This window comes from Zhongshania aquatica, from assembly GCF_027257955.1.
In the GTDB taxonomy this organism is placed as follows: domain Bacteria; phylum Pseudomonadota; class Gammaproteobacteria; order Pseudomonadales; family Spongiibacteraceae; genus Spongiibacter; species Spongiibacter aquatica.
Map to the genome: position 1 here is coordinate 48,864 of NZ_JANZNQ010000001.1, position 22,693 is coordinate 71,556.

Sequence of the window (22,693 nt, forward strand, 5' to 3'; positions counted from 1 at the left end):
GTTATTTACTTATATTCTGTTAAAACCAAGGTCGCTGACCAATCACATAGGTTTGATCAAAATCGGCGTCAGACTTAGTGATGTATAAAATAAATTCAATAAAGGCGATGATGCAGACCGCAATAGTTGGGATGCCCACCAAGATGAATCCAAATAAAAAGCACAACAGCATAATGACACCTTGCTTGTTGTAACCAAGGTAAAACTTGTGAACACCGAGAAATCCGAAGAAGAAGGCCAATAGCGATGCTGCAATTTTTTTGGACGAAACCGTAGCAATAGTTTTATCTATATAAAGCTGTTTGGCACCGTCACCCTCTGCCACAAAATCCACTGCCAGCCCCGCGCCTGCGACACCTTCGCTTTTCCATTCAGCACCGTCAAAGCTATACCGCTTACCATCTTCACCAGCTATCACACCTTGCGATGTTGTTGAGTTAAAATCGAGAATCTTGCCTTTCATAAACCCACCTTCCCTAGCATTCATTTAGTTACAATCAAGAATAGCGCGGTCGCTTTTCAATAACCACAGCAAATATAGAAACCAATATCGGTATAAAACCCAATCTAAAGGCGCTATTTCTCGGATAAGTCTTTCTGCCAAAACAAGGCCTGTCCTTGTTGCGGATCAAGTTGATAAGCCGCAAACCCACAACGCAAATAGACAGCCTGAGCGACAGCGTTGCCCTGAAGAACTTCGAGAGTTAATTTACAACATCCGCGCTGCTCGGCAAGTTTTTCTACCTCGCTCATTAAGCGTTTTCCTAAACCCCGTCCGCGATACGCTGGCAGCACAATAACATCATGAATATTTAATAGCGGCTTGCACTTGAATGTTGAAAAGCCCTGAAAGACGGTCGCTAGTGCGGCGGGGCTGTTACCATCGAATATCAAGATGGTCGCCGCATGTGGCACCTCCGCCAGGGCGTCGCATAAGGCGGACAAAACATCGTCTGACAATGGCTCGGCGCCGCCCATGGGATCGAGCGCGTAATTTGCCATTAACATCTCTATCGCAGCACGGTCTGTTGACACTTTGTAGTCTGCGAGTTTTACCTGCATAGAATATCCACAATATATCTCTGTTAATGAGCGCCAACGAGGGCGCTTACGCTATTCAAAATACGATGCCTTCGGCACCCGGCCCCAGTGGCTGACCAAAGCTAAATTCGACAAAGTTTCCGTCCGGGTCACGCACACCGCAGTAATAGCCAACGGGATACTCTTCGTCGCGGGGTTCCCATACCAAAATATCATCCGCTCTGGCGCGCTGGGCAACTGCGTCGACGGCATCGCGACTTTCCATTGCAAAACCTAAATGGGAAAAATCGCCATCGCTTTGCGACCGCCCCGGACCTCCGGGCAACATCACCAGAATAAAGTCCTGCTCTCTTCCTTTCTCTGCCATCCAAATGACTTTGCCGTCGCAATGTGGTCGTTCGTGCACAATATTCATGCCTGCATAGCGCTGATAGAAATCGACGCAGGCACCCAAATCCTTAACATGCATAGCGATATGTGTCAGTGAAATTGTCATAAGCCGCCCTGCTTGCATCTATTCGGTTAACGGGTGAGTAAGACGATAACAAGACTACGCCACAAGGTCGAACTTCTGGCTGGAATGCTGCATATAAGTGCCACTGACCGTCCTTTAACCCTCAGCTAACTCTCTGCCAAATCGTTGCTAACGCGCAGCATCACGTCTCTAAACCAGCAATGTGCAGAATCATTCTGCAAGCCATTTGGCCAAATCATCCAAATAGCAATCGGTGCAATATCAACGGGAAAGTGGAACCAGCGCACGTCAAAGGCCTTTGCATACAAGTGGTATAAGCGAGCGGGCATCACCGCGAGGAAATCCGTTGCCGCGACCACCGGCAACATGCTGGAGAAATTTTGAACCTGCGCTGCGCGTTTACGTGGAAATGCCTGCCCGCCCAATGCTTGCTCTAGCTGACTGCGCTCACGACTACGAAGCGGCAGGAACACATGCTCTTCTGACAAGTATTGATCCAAGGACAAGGTATGTCCTTTTTGACCGGCAAAACGCGGATGAGACTTCCGTGCAACAATGACGAGCTTCTCCGCACCAATTTGCTGGGCCTGCAAGGCATCTGATTCTGGTCGGACATAATCCACAATCAAATCAATATCCATGCGTTGTAAGCGAGTTAAGGTGTCGTTTTCTAAGGCCAGTGTTTCTAGCGATAGACCTCCGCCACTTTGTTGCAATTGCGCCATCAACGGCCCTAAGGCCAGGGACTCAAAATAGTTGTCTGCCGCCACGGTAAAATGACGCTTGGCTTGCGCAGGATCGAAGGCGTCGCCCTGCACCAAGGTCGTTCTTATTAAGGACAGCGCTTCCCGTATTGGCGGGTATATGGCGATGGCCCGCGGCGTCGGGATCATACCTTGTCTTGTTCGCACAAAAAGCTCATCGTGAAAGGTCAGCCGCAATCGCTGCAACGCCGCGCTCATAGCGGGTTGGCTCAGGCCAATACGATCAGATGCGCGGGTGAGATTGCCATCGATCATTAGCGCGTCAAAACTGGCGAGTAAATTCAGGTCTACAGAGCGAAGATTTATCATAAATATCACTTTTATGGATAATGGGTATATTAAATATCTAATATACAAATAACTCTAGTGCGCTAATCTATAATCAAAATAACAGCACGGTAAAAAAACAATGGAAACCTACGTTACTCTATCTGTCATCGCCTTCATCGCCGTCGCGTCGCTATGGGAGTTTTTAGCAGGTCGCAATAGCAATGGTAAAAAAAGCAAAGAAGACTGGGGCATGGCGGTCTTAGCCTCAGTGTCACTCAGCGCCGTTCAGCGGCCTGCTCTGGTCTTCGCCACCGCGTGGTTAGGTCGCTTGATGGTGCCTCAGTTTGAGGGCGGACTAGCGTGGCTGCAGGAAGCCTATTTCTGGCCGGTATTAATCGCTTATATTCTTATTGAAGAACTTCTTCATGGCGGTGCGCACTGGTTTTCACACGCTCGCCGTATGAGCTGGAAGCCCTTACTCTACCTGCAACAACTCTTCAAAATTGGCCATAGGCCCCATCACTTTTCTGGCAGCAATGACGGTAAAGGCGAAATTACGGTTACCCAAACCTTTGTTGAACATTGGCTCTTTTGGTTCATCATGCCGAACTTCTGGTTTCAGTTTATCTGCCTGTATCTCGGCCTAACCGAAGTGTTTTTATTCGGTACGGCGTTTAAAGGCTTGTGGGCGGCGCACAACCACGTCAACTGGAATTACGATCTATACTTGCTAAACCATCGCTGGGCATGGGTGCGCAAGACTATGTACGCCTTGTGCCATGTGCTGACCTTTCCAACACAACACCATCATCATCACGCTCGCGGCAAAAACTCGGCAAAGAATATGTGCAATCTGCTGTCAATATACGACTGGCTATTGTTCGGTACGCTGGCCATTGAAACTCAGCGCCCCAGTCAATATGGCTGGAAGCAATCTGCCCAAGAAGAACACAGCATATGGCACCGTTACTTTGCTATTGACATGAAAAAGCTTGGCTAACCCCCTCCAAGATCCTCTTTGCGCGCCAAACTCTGGCGCGCAGCTCAAAAAATCTTCCACATAGTGCGACAGGTCACGAAACAAGAAAGTTTAATACGGCATTCCTTAATATTCTCACTGAACACATTATAATGACCCTCGAGCTCAGCCGCCGCTCCTTAAACAATATTCCTCTGCGTACGGTTGGGCCTAAATAATGACAACGAGGCCACATCATGTTTCCTGTTTCGCGCCCACTATCACAATGCATCGTGCTTATTACTCTGAGTTTGCTTGCCGCCTGCGGTGGCAGCTCCAGCTCCTCATCCTCTAGCAACACCAACAGTAGTAATCCACCTTCTAGCAATAGTGGACAGGCAGAAACCCAAACCCACTATAACCAAACTCTCGTTGGCTTTGATGACGAGACAGTCGCATTTACCGTTTACGTGCCAGAAAACCCACAGGGAAAATCGGTTCCGCTGATACTACACAGCCACGGTTTCGGTTTGTCTAGAGCGAAGAATTTTGACAACCCGGATCCTATTGAATCCTTTCTCACCAATGACGTGTCAGGTGATGTCGCCCGCCGCGCGTGGTTAGAAAAAGGGTTTTACGTGATTAGCTTTGACCAGCGGGGCTTTGGCGAAACCACGGGGAGTATCACCGTAATGGACCCCGATATTGACTGTCGCAATGTATCGCAAATTATCGACTGGGCTGAAGAGAACCTGGTCAATCTCAGTTTTGAAAATGATGACCCGCTTATTGGCTCGGTCGGCTTATCTTACGGCGGCGGCTTTCAAACCGTGTGCTCGAGCGTTGATAAGCGCTTTGACGCTATCGTACCCTTGGCGACGTGGAGCAACTTACCCTACAGCTTATACGCCAACAATACGCCCAAAAATATCTGGCTAGATATTTTATCCGTTGCCTCAATGGGGAAACTAGAACCCTATCTTACTCAGGCCATAATAGGCGCAACGACCACAGGTGAAATAGACCCCGATACGGTAGCGCGCCTAGCTGGCCACAGTCCGCTATCTTTTTGTGAAGGTGAGCGTAGCGACGGCAGAACGCTGTCGAATGCCGACGCCCTATTTATTCAAGGCAGCAACGATGTGCTATTTAACATTAACGAGGCCGTAGAAAACTACGAATGCTGGAAGGGACAAGGCAACGAGGCGCACTTGTTTATTCAGAAAGATGGCCATATTTTACCCGCACTGCAAACCGCTGGCCGACAAATTTTGTTTGGCACAGAAGGCACGCTGTATTGCGACGACCAGAGTTATGCAACCGACGATTTGGCGCTAAACTTTCTCGCGGACAAATTGCAAGGTACAAGCTCTGCGACCATACCCAATGTTTGCTTTAGCTTGTCAGAGGAACAAACGGGTGTCATCGCCAGTGACGTAAAACGCGGCGGCTCTCTTAACAGCGTTGTCGAAACGCAGATTATTCCCGGCGGCCTGAGCAATATTGTAGACCTGTTAACATCACTACCTCTGCAAACCGTGTTGGCGACTTTGTCATCGTTGCCAGTAGAGGCATCGAGTACCTTAATCGCAGTTTTAACAGCCGCTGCTGACCCGACGTCACTGGTCGATTATTTAGACGATATCGTTAATTTACTACCAAGTGAGCTACTGAGTCAGCTTGTTGCCAAAGGAGTATTTATTCCCTTACAAACGATGAACAATGACGGTGTATTAGCAGGCATCCCACTTGCCATGCTGAATATTAGCGGTGGCAATGGCGACGGAAATCTTTTGTATATTGGCTTAGGAAAATTACCCGCCAATGGCGGCGACTTTGCGTTGATAAACGACCAAGTCTTGCCAATACGCGGCAGCGGCCTATTGGCCCAAGAAATGATTGGTGTTTCTGAGCCCATTGCCGCAGGAGATACCATTGGTTTAATGGTCTATGGATTCCACCCCTACTTTACCCATGTGGCTAGTATTGTACAGCCGCCTATACCGGCTGCAATAAGCGGTACGGTTGACCTACCCTTTATAGCAAAGACCGGAGACTAAACCTCGGCCACGAGCGATAATCACAATCGCTCGTGGCTCTCCGGCCCCCATCAAAGCAGTCGTAGCTGAGATTAACTCGGTACTAATCTAGGCAATAGCAATAATATTGGGATCGGTATTCTCTTTAATCGACTCATCGCGATTTTTAACGGTATCAGCCAAACGAAAAACCGGTACACGCAGCATATCCTTCAACTCTTCACTGGCACCAATACGCTCCAGCGCTTCGTTGAAACAGAGAAGCCACTGGTCTCGTTCCTCTGGTCCTATCGCGAAGGGCGCATGGGGCTTTGTTAAGCAAACTGTACCGTGCTTTTGCTGATACACCGGAGGTCCACCCAGCCAGCCCGTTAAATATTCTGCTAACTTTTGTTTGATATCGACCAAACTTTTACTGTGCATATCACGAATATGCTTAGCGTCGGGTAACTCGTCCATCACATCGTAAAATATATTCGCTAGCTCTTTGATCTTTTCCTCACCCAAAATTTGATAGGGTGTTTGGTCTTGAGACATTCGCTTAAACTCCATGGGCGCGTTACCGCGCCACCCACAAATAGACAGTTGTTAAAATCTGATCTTAGCATTACATAAAATTCGATCTTAACTGTCCTTGATCTATCTCAAGTTTTTTTAGTAAATCCCTAAACTACATAATCCAAGGACTTACTATTTTCAGGCTTGCATCCAAATCATCTCTAAACCATATTCAACTAGATACAGAAATTTTGAACGCTACAAAATTTATGCCTTAGAGCATGGACTGCATTTCACTAAACGACTCCTGTATACACTCCATAAAGAAATCGATGTCCGGCAAGATGCTCGCTGTCGATATTACATTGAAATACAGTTTACCGTTGTAACTGGGTGTGGCTATGAACAGCCCCATACCTTCGCCTAGTGGCGGCAAACCCGATAAGCTTTCCAAGCGATGTCCTGCCAAATAAATTGGCTGAGCTGGCCCCGGAACATTTGAAACAAACAAGTTACAGGTCGAACTCGCCGCAGATGTGGCATTAATGGCGCGGGCAAATAGATATTGCTCAGTTGCTGGTAAACATTTCGTCACATTGAGCATGAGTCCAGCTGCGGATATTCCACTCTTTCCAGCCTGAGTTGCAGACACTATTTTTGCCATCCTAGCCACGGGATCAGCAATGGTCGTATATATCGGTGCGGTGAACGCGCTTAGATTATTGCCTGAATCACTGCCCCCGGTTGCCCCCCTCGCATTAACAGGAATCCATGCTACTAATGAATGGGTGGTCAGTTCCTTATGTTTTGCTAAATACCGTCGCAGCGCACCAGCGCTAATAGTGAGTATGACGTCATTCATGGTAGCGCCCTGATAGAGCGACCGCAGAGCACTGAGAGTTTTTAACTCGACACCAATCACATCGAAAATTTTGTCACCAGCTACCGAGTCATTAAATCGGCTCGGATATACTCGCATCCGCTCAGAGGGTTTGGTATTAAGATATCGACGAGCAGAAGGCCCTACATAGGAAGCACTATTTAGCAAAGTGCGCCCTAAATTAACCGAAAGTCGAAGCCTGTTTTTTACTGCCCGACCAGCAACGCTAGACCAAGAGAAGTCGCTACGCTCCTCAGCATGTTCTGCGTTCGGTGATTGATCTGCGTCAGACAATGGCGTGGCAAAACTCGCTAACATTTTTACAAGTCCGACACCGTCAATCGCAACGTGGTGAAGCCGTACCACAACGGTAAAACCATTTTTATTGTCACCGTTGCAATTTACGCCGGTAAATATCGTTACATCCCAAAGTGGACGATGCATATCCATTGGCTGGGAATGCAGATAACAAACCTCTTCGCGCAGCGCTTTCCAGTCACCCGGAACTAGTAAAGGCGTTACAGTAAAATGGGCGTCAGCTTCAAATTCTTCATCATTTACCCAATAGGGGTAGTCAAGCTCAGCAGGCAGCCGCACTAAGCGCTGCGAGTAAATGGGATGATGCTTTAACTTGTTTTTAAAGAATTGAATCAGCTGCCCGTAGTCCGCATCACCCTCAGCTGGACCATCGAAATTAAGTAGTAGCGTAATGTGGTTATAATTATCGTCTGTTTCTGTATAGAGAAACTGTGCATCCTGGGGTTTGATCTGTTCCATTTTGGTTCTCGCTTATAACTTTCATGTTGCCGCATCAACAGACTTAAATCTCTATGCACCAACCTTCGTCGACTTATCCAGGGCTTTTTTGTATAGACCTTCGATTTTAGCTACTTGCTTATCAAGGCCCTCGACCGTCCAGCGACTAGTATCGATCGGTGCCAAAATCTCCACCTCAACCGTGCCGGGGTAGTACAAGGTATCGCCTTTGGGGGAAACATCCATCGCGTTATGGATAACAATGGGCACAATAGGAACACCTGCCTGCATGGCAATATGAAACGCGCCTTTCTTAAACGGCTTAGGTTTTTTCGAATGGGTTCGCGTACCTTCAGGCGCAATGACCACTGAAATTTTATCCTGCTTGACCCGCTCTATCAGAGGCTCGAGAGAAGCGATGGCACTCTTGCTGTTACTGCGGTCAATTAAAACGACACCCGCCATTTCCATCGCCACGCCGATAAACGGCATCTTTTTAATTTCAGCCTTACCGACGCCCGTGAAATTTCGACGTAGAAGTTTCGAAATAATCATCACATCGATATCGCTCTGATGATTAAAAATGAATACCGCGGGTCTGGCAGCCCATAAATTTTTCTCGCCGGTAATGTCGAGTTTCAGTCCGGCCACCGCGGAAGCAACATCGGCAAACAGCGACATAGAAAAGTTTCTCGCCTCCTGCTTTGACCCCGTCAACGCCCATATCGGTAGACCAGCTATTACTGAACTGACCAAACTTACTTTGGTTGCAATATTCCGCGTTAACCCCATCGTTGTACTACTTGAGCGACTGTGAAAAACGCGAGTCGGCCAGCCCCGAGTGGCCGCGATATCTTTTAATTTTTGACTTGGATTAAGTGGCCGCGGATGACCTACATATTCTAGAAGCTCGATGTCATCGGTACTATCTGAATAGAAATAACTATTTTCAAGCTCTACGCCTTTTGCTTTTGCCAAATCAAGAGCCGCATCGACCTTACCCACACCAAAACACAAGGGCCCGCCAAGTTCGCCGGTAAAGATGCCATTTTTAACTTCTATGGCGCTGCAGGCCACATGGTTGATGCCAAGGTACCTTGCACATGGTTCGACCTGATAAGGCGTAGCAGAGGATATGATCGCCACCGTATGTCCTTTTCTCATATGGGCTTCTATCAATGCACGGGTTTCAGGATAGATTTTCTTGGCTAGATCCCGCTCAAAAATTGTTTGGGCAACATCAAGGTAGTCATCCTCTTTAAGCCCCTTCATACTCTGAGCTGACAGTGACATCAGCTCTGCAAAATCGACACTTCCCAAGCCAAAACGTGCAATAGCTTCCACAGTAGCTAGTATTTCGGAGGGTGCAAGATCTCCTCGACGAACCTGCTCGCGAAGAAAACTAAAAACAGAGTAACCCGCGATAATCGTGCCATCGAAGTCAAACAGAGCCGCGATTTGTGGCCCTGCAGGGGCGTTGTCTATTTCTTCAGTAATGTCGGTAAAAGGAGGCATACCGGTAGAGCTCCATGAAAGTTCTGAGATCAGAGAATGTGACTTCATTTGACAACGTATAAGATATTCAGTCCAATACTATTTTTTCTGTAATATTCGGAAAACGTATACCTTGAACACAAGTAAATTACGCTACATTGTCGCCGTCGATCGGTTTGGCTCAATGACCGCCGCCGCCGCGGCAATCCACGTTTCGCAACCGAGCTTAACCCGAACCGTCGCCGAGGTGGAAAAAGAGTTGGGAATCGCCCTCTTCGAGCGTCGCGCCCGCGGTGTTATTGCAACACCCCAAGGCCGCAACATCATTGACCGTGCCGCGCGCATTCTCGCTGATATCGAACGACTCGACATGGATGCCAAGGAATTCAGGGAATACAGAGAATCCCAACTGCGCATCTGCATTTCGCCACCGCCTTTAATCACGCTAATGAACCCGGCTTTGCCACAATTAATGGGACGCTACCCACAGCTTAAAGTAGATATAAAATCCGTATCGACAGACCAAGCCATCAGCTTTCTACGGGCTGGCGATTGTGACCTTATCATTGGCCCGCTAAGGGCGCTGGAGGAACGGCGTGAATTTAAGATAATTCCTTTAAAACCCTTTGATGCCTATTTCTTTACCCGCCGCACACATCCGCTAACCAAATTAAAAACGGTATCGTTTAAGCACATATTAAATTACCCCTTGGTACTTCCTGAGCGGGATGGGTCATCGCCAGAAATAACTAGCCGCTTATTCGGCGATACAGAAATCCCGGCTGATCATCCCATTCACATCATTGGTCACTTTCCGCTAGCCTGCGAAATCGTTGCGGCCACCGACGCCGTAGCAACGGTAGGACAGAGCTACCTAAACAATAAGGAGTTTTTAAAACGCTTTACCATACTTGGCTTTACGTCAGCGGATCAGCTACAAATATGCTGCGCGCATAGACAGGAGTTTGAGTTATCTGCACCGTCTAGCGCCCTACTCTCATTACTAGCACGCTGAACCAGCAAATCAGGCTATATAGCCAAAATCCACATAGCATTAGTAACGCAGAGCACCGCACAGAGCGAACATCGCGATTATAGCCATGATTGGGAAGCGCTTACTACGCAGGGCGACAAACCCCATGCCAGCCAGCAGTAATGCAAACCCATCATGCGGCGCACTAGTTAACACCGGATCTAGCCACGCAGACACCAACATACCCACCGCAACAGCATTAACACCGGCAATGGCTGCAACGATACGCGGCCGCATTGACAACTGCTGCCAAACTCCACGTATACCAGACAGCAATATAAAGCCCGGCGTAAAAACAGCTAAGCATGCGATTACTGCATATAAGAGGGGAAAGTCTGGGCGCATTGCCGCGCCAAGGTAGGCGCTAAAGGAAAACATCGGCCCCGGCACCGCTTGCGCGGCAGCATAGCCTAATAAAAACTGATCCTTACTTAAGGCATCACCGACCAGTGGTTCAAGCAGCGGCAATACCACGTGACCGCCCCCAAATACCATACTACCGGTCTGATAGAAGGTCGCGTAAATACTATCAGGGACGGCAATTGAAACAAGCAAAAGCAAGGTAAAAGAACTGAGCCATAAGATCAATGAGCGATCCCTAGCTAGAATTTTCGGATGACTATGGCCTGGCCTTTCTCGCCACGCCATCACAATGGCTGCCGCCGCAAGTAATCCAAACTGCCAGAGTGGCGTCATAGCCAAGCTTAAAATAACTGCGCTGATCGTCGATAAAAGGATTGTTATAGTTTGACGACAGAACTGATTTGCCATTCCCCAAACCGCATCGGCCACTACCGCCACTGCCAACAATTTAAGCCCGCTCACAACTCCGTGCTGCAGAGTACCCGGCGCAATGTCTAGCTGCCAAACAGCCAATCCATACATAAGAATAAAAGAGGGAAGTGTGAAGCCGAGGAAAGCCGCTATACCCGCAGGAACACCACCACGCCGACAGGCAATGGCGTAACCGAGCTGACTTGATGAGGGGCCGGGCAAAAACTGGCAAAGGGCAAGGTCGGCAGCAAACTCCTGCTCGCTAAGCCAGGCCTTTTGCTCGACAAATACTTTTCGAAAATAGCCGATATGTGCAGCAGGGCCGCCAAAACTGATGCAGCCCAAATACAGGAATTGCAGAAATACACGCCAAACCACGATTACCCTCTCAACCTAATAAAGCGTGAAGAGTGTAAACGAAGCGTATTACGGTTTATAGCTTACCGCGTTTTTCTCTTGGTGAAGTAGGCTTAGTCGTGGACTTTGCCTTTACTCTGGTCACTGGCTTACGACCACCTTTGTCGCCAGTTTTGCTGATACGAGGCTTGCGGGGACGCTCGCGCTCTATCGGCATATCACCGCCTTCATGCACAGAAATATTCAATGCTTGCCCAGCTACCCGGGTAGTTTTTAAACACTCCATTGCGCCTTCAGGTAAGTCTGCTGGCAAATCAACGGTGCTGAACTCTGGGTATATTGAAATACGGCCAATATTCGCGCTGTCGATATTCGCTTCGTTGGCAATCGCACCGACAATATTGCCGGCGCTTACACCGTGCTGACGCCCCACTTCCAAACGGTAGCGCTGTAAGCTTGATTCAGCAATACGCTTGCCGCCAACACTAGGCTTGTCGCGGCTACGCGCTTCCGTCATCAATTTCGGGGCATCCTTCACTAGCAAAGGTTTGTCGCCCTGTACTTGGCAGGCTAAAGCTGCAGCCACATCAAGTTCGCTTACATCATGCTTAGCAATGTATTCCTGAAGCATTTTGCGGTAGAAGCTGAGATCGGTACCGGCAAGGGTATCAGTGATCTTTTGCATAAACCGATCAACGCGCAGCGCATTGATATTCTCTGCTGTCGGCAAGCCCATTTCTTCTATGGACTGACGAGTGGCGCGCTCTATTGCCTGCAGCATCCGCTTCTCGCGCGGCGCCACAAACAAGATTGCATCGCCCGTCCGACCAGCACGACCAGTTCGGCCGATACGATGAACATAGGCTTCGGTGTCGTGCGGGATGTCATAGTTAATAACATGACTAATACGCTCAACATCCAAACCACGAGCAGCAACATCGGTCGCGATAACGATATCAAGACGGCCGTTTTTCAAATGCTCAACGGTGCGCTCGCGCTGGGCTTGAGCAATATCGCCATTCAAGGCTGCCGCGGTATACCCACGGGCCTGTAATTTCTCTGCCAACTCGGTAGTAACCAGTTTGGTCCGCACGAAAATGATCATGCCGTCAAAGGGTTCAGCTTCAAGAATACGCGTCAATGCGTCTAGCTTATTTAAACCACGCGCCATCCAGTAACGCTGACGAATGGTGATCGCCGTCGAGGTTTTGGTTTGGATCGTGACTTGTTCAGGGTTATTCAAATAAGTTGTCGCAATGCGACGAATCGCGGGCGGCATAGTGGCCGAGAACAAGGCGATTTGGCGCTTTTCAGGCATCTGCGACATGATCCATTCGACATCGTCGATGAACCCCATGCGTAGCATTTCATCCGCTTCGTCCAGCACCAAATGACTCAAGTCATCTAGTTTGAGCGTACCGCGGCGCATATGGTCCATTACACGACCTGGCGTACCAACCACGACTTGTACGCCACGCTTTAGGGCCGCCAATTGACCTCGGTAATCCTGTCCACCGTAAATAGGCAGTACTTGAAAACCGGGCATATGCGAAGCATAGCTTTGCAGCGCTTCGGCAACTTGAATTGCTAACTCACGTGTTGGAGCCAAAATTAGAGCTTGTGTACGACGGCTATTCACGTCGAGACGCGACAATAACGGCAAGGCAAAGGCTGCCGTTTTACCGGTACCTGTTTGTGCTTGACCGACAAGATCTCTGCCGGCGAGGATAAAGGGAATTGTCGCCGCCTGAATTGGCGAAGGTGTTTCATAACCAACCGCTTTAACCGCGGCCAGTACCATGGGCGCTAAGCCCAAATCATCAAAAGTCATTGTTTCCGCTGCCGCGGCCGTATCAGAGGGCATAATCGCTACCGTAAAAAATGCAAGAGTCGCCGCAACATTAGACCTCACACTCGGCCGAACGCAGATATGGCGTTGAGGCCGCATTATACCGGCATAGGACGACAATTACCCTGAAACCTTTGGCCTTTTTTGGCATTAGCGGCCTTTGAATCTGCTCAGGCGCTAACTTCAGCGCTGTTTTTCTAACTCGGCACGTAAAGCGGGCGTAATTTCCTGCTTGCACTGTTTCACATAGTCAAAATAAATCATCACTGCGCTGCCCTTAGCGACCAGTTCGTCACGCTGCCAGGCTTCATGCTCAAAGGTGAAGGATGAACTGCCGATATGCCCTATACGTGTTCTAATCTCTACAGGGTGGCCGTAGTAGATCTGCGCAATAAAATCGACGTCCATTTTACGCAGAATCATATTCCACTTTTTTAAATCCTGCCCCGGATTAAACACCTCAAAAATAGGCGTTCTCGCTGTTTCGAACCACATCGGCACGACTGTATTATTAATATGCCCTAAGGCATCGGTTTCACAGAACCGTGGCTCCATAGTACACAACATCATTCTTTAACTTTCTCCATTGGGATAAAGGGATTACTGCGCCATCCACCGCAGGGTCATACACAACCACAGTACGTAACTCATCAAAGAGGCGGGAAACGCTTTTTGACCTAGATCGCTACCGCGCATTTTCTCCCGTCCGGCATAGACCATGGCGGCACTTACTAGGCCCTGCAAAATCATCAACGATGACGCTTGCGGCAAACCGTACTCGAGCCGTTGAATCCCAAGAGGCTGAATCATTGCGACGATTAGCACAATAAAATTTAACAGGCCAAAACCAATAACAATTCGACAGAAAATCAAGCTGATTTACCCTCCGAGCAGCACAAGACTCTAGGCGACGAAATAATAGATAGTAAAGAAATGGCAGACACTGCCCGCCAACACAAATAGGTGCCAAACACCGTGAAAGTGGGTGATTTTTTTATCGAACACATAAAAAATAATACCCGCCGTATAGGAAATACCACCAGCTAATAACAGCGTAAAGCCACCCTCGGGAAGGGCCGCACTGAGTGGTTTAACGAGAAACACCGCCAGCCAGCCCATCAGCAAATAAACCCCTATAGACCATGCGCGCCGACCCGCCTTAGGAATCATTTCGAGAATCATCCCCACCACCGCCAACGACCAAATCAGGGCAAACATCCACCAGCCGCCACTTTCGCGAAGGGTAACGACTAGAAAAGGCGTGTAAGTCCCGGCGATAAGGAGATAAATTGCCAAATGATCCAACTGGCGAAATAACGCTTTTTTTGGCCCCTTACTACTGTGGTAGAGGGTAGAAAATAAATACAGTGCCAGTAGAGACACGCTATAAATTGAAAAGGCAAGTATCTTCCAAACATCATAATTCTGAACTGCCGGCCAAATTAACGCCGCACTGCCGACTACAGCGGCCAATACCCCCGCCAAGTGGGAAATACTGTTAAAACGCTCGCCTTGATACACCTTGCTAATACCACCTGAGTTGTTGGTCGCTAATGAAAAGGGGGAATAATAGTAAAAATATTCGCAAAAATGACTAACTCTGCTGGCAAATTAGTCTTTTCCGAAGTCAATTTAACAGAAATCAGACTCGAGGTATTCGCGTTTTCGTCAGGATGATGCTCGGGGGTAGACTGACGAGACAATTCCCATATGCCACGCGGAAGGCAAGCATAGACTGGCGGCCTTTAGGGGAGAAAAAACAAAATCTTAAATTGAACATTCAGAGAAAGAAGACGAGGTCTAAGACCGCAAAGCTTGAGTAAGGCGCACTAAGCGGCGCTTTCGCTGGGATCAAGTGATCCCAAACCCTCAAAAAGTAGCTCAACATGAAGCGCACCGTTGGTATTGACCACTTTTCGAATACGAATATCGCCCAAGCGCCCATCGCGTAAACGGATACGGTACTCGGTGCCATGCAGGCGCTCGCCAATCTGCTTATTAAGATGCAGACAGCCCCCCCACTTCACATAATCACTGCTAGCTGAGATATACATGGGAACATCAGATAATAATTCCCGATCGCCTTGCAGCACACTGCCATGTGTCAAATCCATTGACGCAACTCCACGCTATATTTACACCAAACATACGTACTTTAACTTATAGCGTCCTTGCTAATGATGGAGTTATACCACAATTTTGACGTCAATCCTGCCCCTAGCTTAGATCAAAGCACCTTGAGAGAGGATGTTTTTCATAATATAAGCTTATAAAAACAAAGGCTAATCGCTTATTCCAAGCATATTGGCTGCATTACCCCGCATCATTTGCTGCACTTCCGCATCCGAAAAACCTTCCATTTCTTCCGTCATTTCAGATGGCCAGAGCAAGCCTTCGGGATGCGGATAGTCTGATCCGTTAACGATTGCGTCCACCCCAGCACTATCTGCAATCCGCCTAAAATCATCCTCGTGGAAGGGCACAATCTTAAAATGCTTTTTAAAAACGTCGCTAGGCAAATCAGGCTTGCCATAGGGCCAGCGGCTTTTGTGATCGCCAAGACGATAAATTTTATCCATTGTTTTGAGTAAATGAGGCAGCCACGCAGCGCCGAATTCAACAATTAAAAATTGAATACGAGGAAAGCGTCCGCACAAATTTTGAAAAATAGTTGCGGCTATTTGATCGACCACCGTGCGCTCGCCCATGCCGACAAACATATTAAACGCGGTAAAACGATGCGAGGGTGGATTGGCAGGCTCGCCCCAAGGCGCGGCGTAGAGCTCTGTAAATGGCCCGCTACCGATATGATAGGTCACGATCACGCCAGCCTCTTGAATACGCGCCCAAAAAGGATCGAAGTGGGGGTCTGCGGGGGACCGCCCGTCAATAGGCCCCGTATTAATATGCACTAAACGGCAACCTTCTTTAAGTATCCGCTCTAGCTCAATAAGCGCTTGGGTAACATCAATAAGGCTCATCATAGCGGTAGAGAACACCCGACCATCGCCACCCCAACCCCAGTCTTCCGCTACCCAACGGTTAAATGCGCGAATACTGGGATAGGCAATGTCTCGATGTACCGGTTTACGAAGTTGGTACTCAACTCCACAGCCCAAGGTCGGGATCATGACGCAAGTTTGCACATACTGTTCATCCATCCGCGCAAGTCGCGCAGACTTGTTAATAAACTCTGGACAATCGATAGCGCGAATCGCATTCGCATTTACCGCACCACCGGTATCTATATCGCCTTTAAAAAAAGACTTCATCGCGCCCGGCGGACCAACGTAGTCACCGACACCAACGCTGAAGAAATTTAAACGCTCATTACCTAATCTCATCACGCCAAAGCCGTCATCGCGCTCACGCTCAACCCACACCGTACGCTCTCGAAAGCGAGACTCGATATGCCGACTAAAGCAGTCGTCAGGTTCGTAGTAATGGTTATCGCAATCAATAAGAGAATACGGAAGTGGATTCATGGCGCTGCACCCTGTAGAGATTTTTCAATACTCTACGCTTGCTGCGCGATGAACACATTAACCGCAGCAATCACCAGTGGGTGACAAAAAAGCTCAGCGCCAAATCAGACTCATTGTTAAATTTTGACGCGAGAAGAGTTCAGGCAGGAAAGTAACGACTGATTGTATCGACAACACAGGCGGGTCGATCACTGTTTTCAATTTCGACGGTCACCCTGACTACAGACTGCACGCCACCCTTTACCTCTTCAACCGAGATCAGTTCGCCGCAACCACGTACCTTAGAGCCAACAGGCACTGGCGCTGGGAAACGAATGCGCTCACAGCCGACATTTACACCCATAGAGATACCCTGAACATCGATAATCTGAGGCAAAAATAGATTCACCAAAGACAAGGTCAAATAGCCGTGGGCAATGCACTTTCCAAATGGACCATCCTTTGCCCGCTCTGGGTCAACATGTATCCATTGATGATCACCCGTCGCATCGGCAAATAAATTAATACGGTCTTGATCAATTGCCAACCAATCGCTGCTACCTAGCGTATTGCCTACCGCTGAGACAAGATCCATTGGGTGTTTAAAAACAGTCGTCATCGTTGCTCCAATATTGGGGTGAGATCTTTATTATCCCAGGTCTATTAGCATGTAATTGGGGACCCAGTTTGTATAATTTACGGCGGAAACTTTAACATTGCCTGCAAAGAACGAGGCATAGTCTATCAGGACGACTTTTCTCGTTGTGACTGTGCAACAACCAGCACAACATCATGTTCGGCTGGCTTATCCGCTACAATAAACACAACTTAATGCGTAAGCAGTGCTCTTACTAAACAAAGCTTGCTAACCCAATCACCAAAACAACAAGGATAAACAAACCAGTATGACCCAATACACACCAGAAGAATTATGGATCTGGATCAGCGATAACTCAGCTGGCATCGGTGCATTGCTCGCCGCAGTCTTCGCGGCACTTGGTGTATTGTCGGCATTAGAAGCTATTTTGAAGACACGCACCGCGCAGGGCGCTGTGGCATGGGCAATCGTACTCATTGGCTTTCCACCCATATTTGTACCCTTATACTGGATATTTGGCCGCAGCAAATTTAGGGGTTATGCCCTGGCAAAGCGCCACAACCATTTACAAATAGACGAGATAGCAAATAACCTTTTATCAGGCTTCCCTTCGTTTGGCGCTGAGACAAGCAGCAACGATTCACGCCTCATCGCACTAGAACAACTCACTACCCTGCCATTTTCCACCGGCAATAACTGCCATTTACTCATCAATGGCAGGCAGGCCTTTAGTGATATGTTCAGCCATATTGACGCGGCCAAAGACTATGTCTTATTGGAATTTTATATTATTCGCGATGACCAAATTGGCCGCGATCTTGCCGACTTGCTAATTAAAAAGGCACAACAGGGACTGTCAATCTACTTCGTATATGACGAGATTGGCTGCCTCAAACTACCTAATCACTACCTGCAAAAATTGCGCACTGAAGGCGTAAATATAACGCCATTCAACAGCACCAAAGGGCTGGGAAACCGGTTACAACTCAATTTCCGAAACCACCGCAAAATAGTTATTTGTGACGGTGACTACGCCTTTGTCGGCGGCATGAATATGGGCGATGAATACCGAGATATGCACCCGATTCTAACGCCCTGGCGTGACACCGGTATTGCCATCACTGGCCCAGCAGTACAAGCGGTACAGCTTGCTTTTGCCGAAGATTGGTTCTGGGCCAAGGAATCCTTACCTAGGTTAAATTGGCAACCCTCGGCGGTTGACGCATCCATAAACACATTGGTACTAGCCACCGGTCCAGCGGATAACACCGACAGCTGCGCTCTTTATTTCTTGAATATGATTCATCAAGCACGTAGTAGATTATGGATAGTCAGCCCTTATTTTGTGCCAGACGCACCGGTCATATACGCTCTGCAACTCGCTGCGATGCGAGGCGTAGATGTGCGTATTATGCTGCCAGAGAAACCCGACAAATTAATCATTAAGCTGTCGTCCTACACCGCGGTTAAAGAAACCCTCGCTCGAGGCGTACAGTTTTATTACTACCAAGACGGCTTCTTGCATCAGAAAGTAATGTTAGTGGATGATGATATCAGTGTGGTGGGATCGGCCAACATGGACAACCGCTCCTTCCGACTCAATTTTGAACTTTGTATGATCAATCACAGCGTGGAATTTGCCAGAGATATGGAAAGCATGCTCAATGACGACTTCAAAAAATGTAAGCAACTACTGCCACGTGAGGTGGCAAAGTGGTCGCTGGCACGTCGTATTTTTAGTCGCTGCGCCTACCTCTTTGCACCGCTGCAATAAGTATCCCCATGGTAGAACCTAGTCATATACCCCAAGATCTCACTGCCTGCCCCGACTGCGACATGTTGATACAAACACTGCCGTCCGAGAAGCATCTAGAAGGCCATTGCCCTCGTTGCAACGCCGTTCTTTGGTACTCAGCAAAACATACCGACACCATTAGCTTTGCAGCTGCAATAAGTGGACTTATCTTATTTTACCCGGCAATCACCTTACCCATACTCAAATTAAGTATGGTTGGCCAGCGCGGTAGTAACTCCCTGATCGGCGGTATTTATCGCATGTGGTTAGAGAATGAGCATTCACTTGCAGCACTCATTATGCTGTGCTCACTCATCGCGCCCTTTATGCACTTGCTGCTCACCGCTATAGTGTGTTTCAGCGTTAGAATTAATCATTTCCCCGCCCATTTCCCGCTCTGGATAAAATACATACGCTGGATGCAAAGCTGGAGCATGCTAGAAGTGTACGCAATGGGTATTATTGTTGCTTACGTCAAAATGATGCACGACGGCGAAATCAGTGTTTCTGGCGGTACTTACTGTCTAAGCGCACTGCTAGTCTGCGTCATTTTATGCAGTCAGTATTTTCATGAAGAACTTGTCTGGCAGCACTGGGAGAAACACAAAACCGCATGACCATTAGCGCTCAACAAAGAGGTATTGCGCGCTGCAATGACTGCGGCAAGCTGAGTCACCTGCAAATCCTTGACAACAAAATCGCTGCAGCGTGCCCGCGCTGCGGCTCTGCACTTAGCTTCCGTAAACCGCAAAGTTTACAACGTAGCTGGGCCTATACCCTTGCCGCATTAGCCCTGCTAATTCCTGCGAATATGCTGCCCATTCTTACGGTAATCAGTTTTGGCCAAGGCGATCCAGACACCATCATGTCTGGCGTCGTTAAACTGTGGGTATCAGACCTACAAGCTATTGCAGCCATTGTATTTATTGCAAGTATTGCGGTACCCGTTTTAAAACTGATTATTCTGGTCATATTAATGCTGGTTGTGCAGCTACAACTGCCCTTAAGCCGCCAACAATGCACCGTGTTATATCGTTTCATTCATTTCATTGGCCGCTGGTCAATGCTCGATCTGTTTATGATTTCAATTTTAGTCACGCTGGTTCACCTCGGTAATATTGCTACCGTTGAAAGTGGCCCAGCAGCAACCGCATTTGCAGCCGTTGTGGTTATCACGCTTTTTGCTGCCAATAGCTTTGACCCCCGCTTGATATGGGATTTAGACAATGACTGACCGCAGGATTTCATCCGCCGTACTTGAACCCAAACGCGGCCTTTCAGCCATTTGGCTGCTACCTCTCGTTGCCCTAGGCATTGCAGCTTGGCTTATGTACCAGAGCTTTAACGACAGTGGTCTCAATGTCACTGTCGCTTTTAACAATGGCAGTGGTATCACTGTCGGCAAAACACCGGTTATTTATCAAGGTATTAACGTCGGACATGTAAAAAGCCTACAACTCGATAAGGACCTAGAAGGTGTCACCGCGACACTTGAACTGTCCCAACAAATAGAACCACTCATTAAAGAAAACACCGAATTTTGGCTAGTAAAGCCACAAATATCATTATCCGGTGTGTCTGGACTAGATACGCTTGTTGCGGGCAATTACATCAGCTTCAACCCCGGTGACGGTAAACCTAGCCAAAACTTTACAGCTCTGAACACCCCACCCCCGCAAACCAACAACTTACCCGGCCTACGTTTGGTGCTAAACGCGGCAGAATTGGGCTCGCTTTCTGTGGGCGCACCCGTGCTATACCAGCAAATTGACGTTGGCGATATTGAGGGCTATCAGCTAAGCAATGACGACATAGAAATCAATATTCGCATCGACCCGCAGTATAGCCATCTGGTAAACAGCAGCTCGCGATTTTGGGTTCAAAGCGGCCTAAAAGTAAGTGCTGGATTACAAGGAATAGATATTGAAACCGGGTCAATGGCCAGTATTTTAGCGGGCGGTATCGCCTTTGATACGCCGTCAAAGTCTGAATTAGAGGCCGACATAAAAGTCGAAAACAATACCCACTTCAAATTGTTTAAAAATCAGGAGCGTGCGAAAGGCAGCAAAATCATAACCGTCTATTTCCGCAACCCTGACGGCTTACATGTGGGCAGCAGTGTACGCCTGATGGGGATGGAAATTGGTAAGGTAGAAACGCTCAAGTTTGTCGATGACAACCCCAACCTAGGCGCCAATGCACGCATCGCCATTTCGTCACCACACCACCGTTACCTGAACGAGCGCACTCAGTTTTGGCTGGTTAAGCCCGAAGTCTCGAGCAGCGGCGTCAGTGGCTTAGACGCGTTAATCGGCGGCCCCTATATCAATCTGAACGTCGAGGGCAAAGGGGGAAGTATTCCCAACAAATATACGGCGTTAATGACCCCGCCAGAAAGTCGAGTTCAACAGCCCGGCTTGCGGCTCACACTGCGTAGCGACGAACTCAATTCGGTCAGCATTGGCAGTAAAATTTACTATCGTAAAATTGCAGTAGGCCAAGTCGAGTCCGTCGACCTGGATAAAGACGGCGTCAATATTGGTATTTTTATTCATCAGCGTTACGCGAATCTCGTTCATCGCGAATCCCAATTTTGGAATGCCAGCGGCCTAAGTATTAGTGGAGGACTGAGCGGCTTAGATATACATGCCGACTCCCTTGCAACCATCGTTGCCGGCGGCATTGCTTTCCACAACCCCGAAGTCAGCAAGCCACAACTTGCGTGGGAGGGTTTACGCTACACCCTATATCCAGATTTTCAGAGTACCTACGCCGACAAAGGCCGCGACATAAACCTCTTTTTTACCACCGGGAGCAATATAAATAAGGGCACAGAAATTAAATACCAAGGCATCAAGGTCGGCGAAGTAATAGCTGTCGAGCTCGACGACAACATGGCGCGCGTGAAGGTGAATGCCCGTCTCGCGCCGTCGGCGAAGGCCATTGCCCGTACCGGCAGCCAATTCTGGGTGGTTCGCCCCCAACTAGGACTCATCGGTACTCGCAATTTAGAAACACTGGTAACCGGCAGCTACATCAGTGTCCGCCCAGGTTACGGCGTCAACGAGACCAACTTTGTCGCCTTAGACAAGCCGCCACCATTAAGCAAACCCAGCAACGGTCTAAATTTGATTCTAACCGCCGCACAGCGTGGTTCAATCAAAGAAGGGGTAAAAGTGTTCTACCGAGATATTCCCGTCGGCGAGGTATTCGGCTACGAACTGTCAGAGGACGCCACCCAAACACTGATCCACATCAACATAGAGCCTAGATATGAGAGTCTTGTGCGCGAAAACAGCGAATTTTGGAATTCCAGTGGCATCGCGGTGAAGTTCGGAATATTTAGCGGCGCCACAATTCGCAGTAAATCCATAGAATCCTTGCTAGAGGGTGGAATCGCATTTGCCACACCTGATGGAGGCGAGTTAGCCGCGACGGTAAAAGACGGTAAAAACTTCCCGCTACATCAATCGCTCGATCAGCGCTGGTTAGAATGGGCCCCACAGATCCCCTTACCAAAAGAGGCAGATACCGGCGAAAACTGGATCCGCGCGGATTAACAAGTTTTCACAACATCGCCATACAGATAACGATACAATGAGCCGACTTTGATACTCTGTGCACGCTTTTAGGCGTGCACATGTCATT

Annotated in this window: 22 protein-coding genes; 7 read left to right on the plus strand and 15 right to left on the minus strand. The window is 48.4% G+C overall.

Annotated elements, in window-relative coordinates; all coding sequences use genetic code 11:
* Positions 1-19: 19 nt before the first annotated feature.
* The 4 genes from O9X78_RS00205 to O9X78_RS00220 form a co-directional block, all read right to left on the minus strand.
* Positions 20-463: a TM2 domain-containing protein gene (locus tag O9X78_RS00205; RefSeq protein WP_269617529.1), complete on the minus strand. Its 444-nt coding sequence runs from the start codon at positions 461-463 to the stop codon at positions 20-22.
* Positions 464-576: 113 nt separating this feature from the next.
* Positions 577-1,062: a GNAT family N-acetyltransferase gene (locus tag O9X78_RS00210; RefSeq protein ID WP_269617530.1), complete on the minus strand. Its 486-nt coding sequence runs from the start codon at positions 1,060-1,062 to the stop codon at positions 577-579.
* 55 nt (positions 1,063-1,117) lie between these two features.
* Positions 1,118-1,537: a VOC family protein gene (locus O9X78_RS00215; RefSeq protein WP_269617531.1), complete on the minus strand. Its 420-nt coding sequence runs from the start codon at positions 1,535-1,537 to the stop codon at positions 1,118-1,120.
* 125 nt (positions 1,538-1,662) lie between these two features.
* Entirely contained in the window at positions 1,663-2,589 is a 927-nt protein-coding gene (locus tag O9X78_RS00220; protein WP_269617532.1) for a LysR substrate-binding domain-containing protein, read from the minus strand.
* 100 nt (positions 2,590-2,689) lie between these two features.
* On the opposite strand from O9X78_RS00220, the gene O9X78_RS00225 reads away from it, so the two are divergent.
* Positions 2,690-3,550, plus strand: a complete 861-nt coding sequence (locus O9X78_RS00225) for a sterol desaturase family protein (protein WP_269617533.1) — start codon at positions 2,690-2,692, stop codon at positions 3,548-3,550.
* A 215-nt stretch (positions 3,551-3,765) separates the two neighbouring features.
* The gene (locus tag O9X78_RS00230; protein ID WP_269617534.1) at positions 3,766-5,568 is read left to right on the plus strand and encodes a CocE/NonD family hydrolase; all 1,803 of its coding nucleotides are present in this window, start codon (positions 3,766-3,768) and stop codon (positions 5,566-5,568) included.
* A gap of 87 nt (positions 5,569-5,655) precedes the next feature.
* Here O9X78_RS00230 and O9X78_RS00235 read toward each other — a convergent pair whose 3' ends face one another.
* The 3 genes from O9X78_RS00235 to O9X78_RS00245 form a co-directional block, all read right to left on the minus strand.
* Positions 5,656-6,084, minus strand: coding sequence for a group II truncated hemoglobin (locus O9X78_RS00235; RefSeq protein ID WP_269617535.1), 429 nt, complete (start codon positions 6,082-6,084; stop codon positions 5,656-5,658).
* Positions 6,085-6,319: 235 nt separating this feature from the next.
* Complete coding sequence (locus tag O9X78_RS00240) at positions 6,320-7,702, minus strand: wax ester/triacylglycerol synthase family O-acyltransferase (protein ID WP_269617536.1); 1,383 nt, start codon at positions 7,700-7,702, stop codon at positions 6,320-6,322.
* 51 nt (positions 7,703-7,753) lie between these two features.
* Positions 7,754-9,196: an HAD-IB family hydrolase gene (locus O9X78_RS00245; protein ID WP_269617537.1), complete on the minus strand. Its 1,443-nt coding sequence runs from the start codon at positions 9,194-9,196 to the stop codon at positions 7,754-7,756.
* Between the two features lie 112 nt (positions 9,197-9,308).
* Here O9X78_RS00245 and O9X78_RS00250 point away from each other — a divergent pair, with 112 nt between their 5' ends.
* Positions 9,309-10,190, plus strand: coding sequence for a LysR family transcriptional regulator (locus O9X78_RS00250; RefSeq protein WP_269617538.1), 882 nt, complete (start codon positions 9,309-9,311; stop codon positions 10,188-10,190).
* Between the two features lie 39 nt (positions 10,191-10,229).
* Here O9X78_RS00250 and chrA read toward each other — a convergent pair whose 3' ends face one another.
* From chrA to O9X78_RS00290, 8 genes are all read right to left on the minus strand, one after another.
* The gene (gene chrA, locus O9X78_RS00255) at positions 10,230-11,360 is read right to left on the minus strand and encodes a chromate efflux transporter (RefSeq protein WP_269617539.1); all 1,131 of its coding nucleotides are present in this window, start codon (positions 11,358-11,360) and stop codon (positions 10,230-10,232) included.
* A gap of 55 nt (positions 11,361-11,415) precedes the next feature.
* Complete coding sequence (locus O9X78_RS00260; RefSeq protein ID WP_269617541.1) at positions 11,416-13,203, minus strand: DEAD/DEAH box helicase; 1,788 nt, start codon at positions 13,201-13,203, stop codon at positions 11,416-11,418.
* Positions 13,204-13,371: 168 nt separating this feature from the next.
* Complete coding sequence (locus O9X78_RS00265; RefSeq protein WP_269617543.1) at positions 13,372-13,758, minus strand: acyl-CoA thioesterase; 387 nt, start codon at positions 13,756-13,758, stop codon at positions 13,372-13,374.
* A 30-nt stretch (positions 13,759-13,788) separates the two neighbouring features.
* Positions 13,789-14,061: a hypothetical protein gene (locus O9X78_RS00270; RefSeq protein WP_269617544.1), complete on the minus strand. Its 273-nt coding sequence runs from the start codon at positions 14,059-14,061 to the stop codon at positions 13,789-13,791.
* A 30-nt stretch (positions 14,062-14,091) separates the two neighbouring features.
* Positions 14,092-14,709 carry a PAQR family membrane homeostasis protein TrhA gene (gene trhA, locus O9X78_RS00275; protein WP_269617545.1) on the minus strand — a complete coding sequence of 206 codons (618 nt, stop codon included), beginning with the start codon at positions 14,707-14,709 and terminating at the stop codon, positions 14,092-14,094.
* Between the two features lie 308 nt (positions 14,710-15,017).
* Positions 15,018-15,302 carry a hypothetical protein gene (locus O9X78_RS00280; protein ID WP_269617546.1) on the minus strand — a complete coding sequence of 95 codons (285 nt, stop codon included), beginning with the start codon at positions 15,300-15,302 and terminating at the stop codon, positions 15,018-15,020.
* A 168-nt stretch (positions 15,303-15,470) separates the two neighbouring features.
* Positions 15,471-16,673, minus strand: coding sequence for an amidohydrolase family protein (locus O9X78_RS00285; protein WP_269617548.1), 1,203 nt, complete (start codon positions 16,671-16,673; stop codon positions 15,471-15,473).
* 139 nt (positions 16,674-16,812) lie between these two features.
* Entirely contained in the window at positions 16,813-17,271 is a 459-nt protein-coding gene (locus O9X78_RS00290) for a MaoC family dehydratase (RefSeq protein WP_269617549.1), read from the minus strand.
* Positions 17,272-17,557: 286 nt separating this feature from the next.
* On the opposite strand from O9X78_RS00290, the gene cls reads away from it, so the two are divergent.
* The 4 genes from cls to O9X78_RS00310 are packed head-to-tail and all read left to right on the plus strand — an operon-like array spanning position 17,558 to position 22,605.
* On the plus strand, positions 17,558-19,024 hold the full coding sequence (cls, locus tag O9X78_RS00295; protein WP_269617550.1) for a cardiolipin synthase: 1,467 nt from the start codon (positions 17,558-17,560) through the stop codon (positions 19,022-19,024).
* Between the two features lie 8 nt (positions 19,025-19,032).
* On the plus strand, positions 19,033-19,662 hold the full coding sequence (locus tag O9X78_RS00300) for a paraquat-inducible protein A (RefSeq protein WP_269617551.1): 630 nt from the start codon (positions 19,033-19,035) through the stop codon (positions 19,660-19,662).
* Positions 19,659-20,279 (plus strand): paraquat-inducible protein A, encoded by a 621-nt coding sequence (locus tag O9X78_RS00305; protein WP_269617552.1) that lies wholly within the window; start codon positions 19,659-19,661, stop codon positions 20,277-20,279. Before O9X78_RS00300 ends, O9X78_RS00305 begins: the two co-directional genes overlap by 4 nt.
* A complete protein-coding gene (locus O9X78_RS00310; protein ID WP_269617553.1) occupies positions 20,272-22,605 on the plus strand; it encodes a PqiB family protein in 2,334 nt (777 codons plus the stop codon). Before O9X78_RS00305 ends, O9X78_RS00310 begins: the two co-directional genes overlap by 8 nt.
* Positions 22,606-22,693: the final 88 nt, after the last annotated feature.

Coding starts and splice junctions, on each gene's coding strand:
- O9X78_RS00205 (WP_269617529.1), bottom strand. CDS start 463: ATGAAAGGCAAGATTCTCGATTTTAACTCAACAACATCGCAAGGTGTG.
- O9X78_RS00210 (WP_269617530.1), bottom strand. CDS start 1,062: ATGCAGGTAAAACTCGCAGACTACAAAGTGTCAACAGACCGTGCTGCG.
- O9X78_RS00215 (WP_269617531.1), bottom strand. CDS start 1,537: ATGACAATTTCACTGACACATATCGCTATGCATGTTAAGGATTTGGGT.
- O9X78_RS00220 (WP_269617532.1), bottom strand. CDS start 2,589: ATGATAAATCTTCGCTCTGTAGACCTGAATTTACTCGCCAGTTTTGAC.
- O9X78_RS00225 (WP_269617533.1), top strand. CDS start 2,690: ATGGAAACCTACGTTACTCTATCTGTCATCGCCTTCATCGCCGTCGCG.
- O9X78_RS00230 (WP_269617534.1), top strand. CDS start 3,766: ATGTTTCCTGTTTCGCGCCCACTATCACAATGCATCGTGCTTATTACT.
- O9X78_RS00235 (WP_269617535.1), bottom strand. CDS start 6,084: ATGTCTCAAGACCAAACACCCTATCAAATTTTGGGTGAGGAAAAGATC.
- O9X78_RS00240 (WP_269617536.1), bottom strand. CDS start 7,702: ATGGAACAGATCAAACCCCAGGATGCACAGTTTCTCTATACAGAAACA.
- O9X78_RS00245 (WP_269617537.1), bottom strand. CDS start 9,196: ATGCCTCCTTTTACCGACATTACTGAAGAAATAGACAACGCCCCTGCA.
- O9X78_RS00260 (WP_269617541.1), bottom strand. CDS start 13,203: ATGCCCTCTGATACGGCCGCGGCAGCGGAAACAATGACTTTTGATGAT.
- O9X78_RS00265 (WP_269617543.1), bottom strand. CDS start 13,758: ATGATGTTGTGTACTATGGAGCCACGGTTCTGTGAAACCGATGCCTTA.
- O9X78_RS00280 (WP_269617546.1), bottom strand. CDS start 15,302: ATGGATTTGACACATGGCAGTGTGCTGCAAGGCGATCGGGAATTATTA.
- O9X78_RS00285 (WP_269617548.1), bottom strand. CDS start 16,673: ATGAATCCACTTCCGTATTCTCTTATTGATTGCGATAACCATTACTAC.
- O9X78_RS00290 (WP_269617549.1), bottom strand. CDS start 17,271: ATGACGACTGTTTTTAAACACCCAATGGATCTTGTCTCAGCGGTAGGC.
- cls (WP_269617550.1), top strand. CDS start 17,558: ATGACCCAATACACACCAGAAGAATTATGGATCTGGATCAGCGATAAC.
- O9X78_RS00300 (WP_269617551.1), top strand. CDS start 19,033: ATGGTAGAACCTAGTCATATACCCCAAGATCTCACTGCCTGCCCCGAC.
- O9X78_RS00305 (WP_269617552.1), top strand. CDS start 19,659: ATGACCATTAGCGCTCAACAAAGAGGTATTGCGCGCTGCAATGACTGC.
- O9X78_RS00310 (WP_269617553.1), top strand. CDS start 20,272: ATGACTGACCGCAGGATTTCATCCGCCGTACTTGAACCCAAACGCGGC.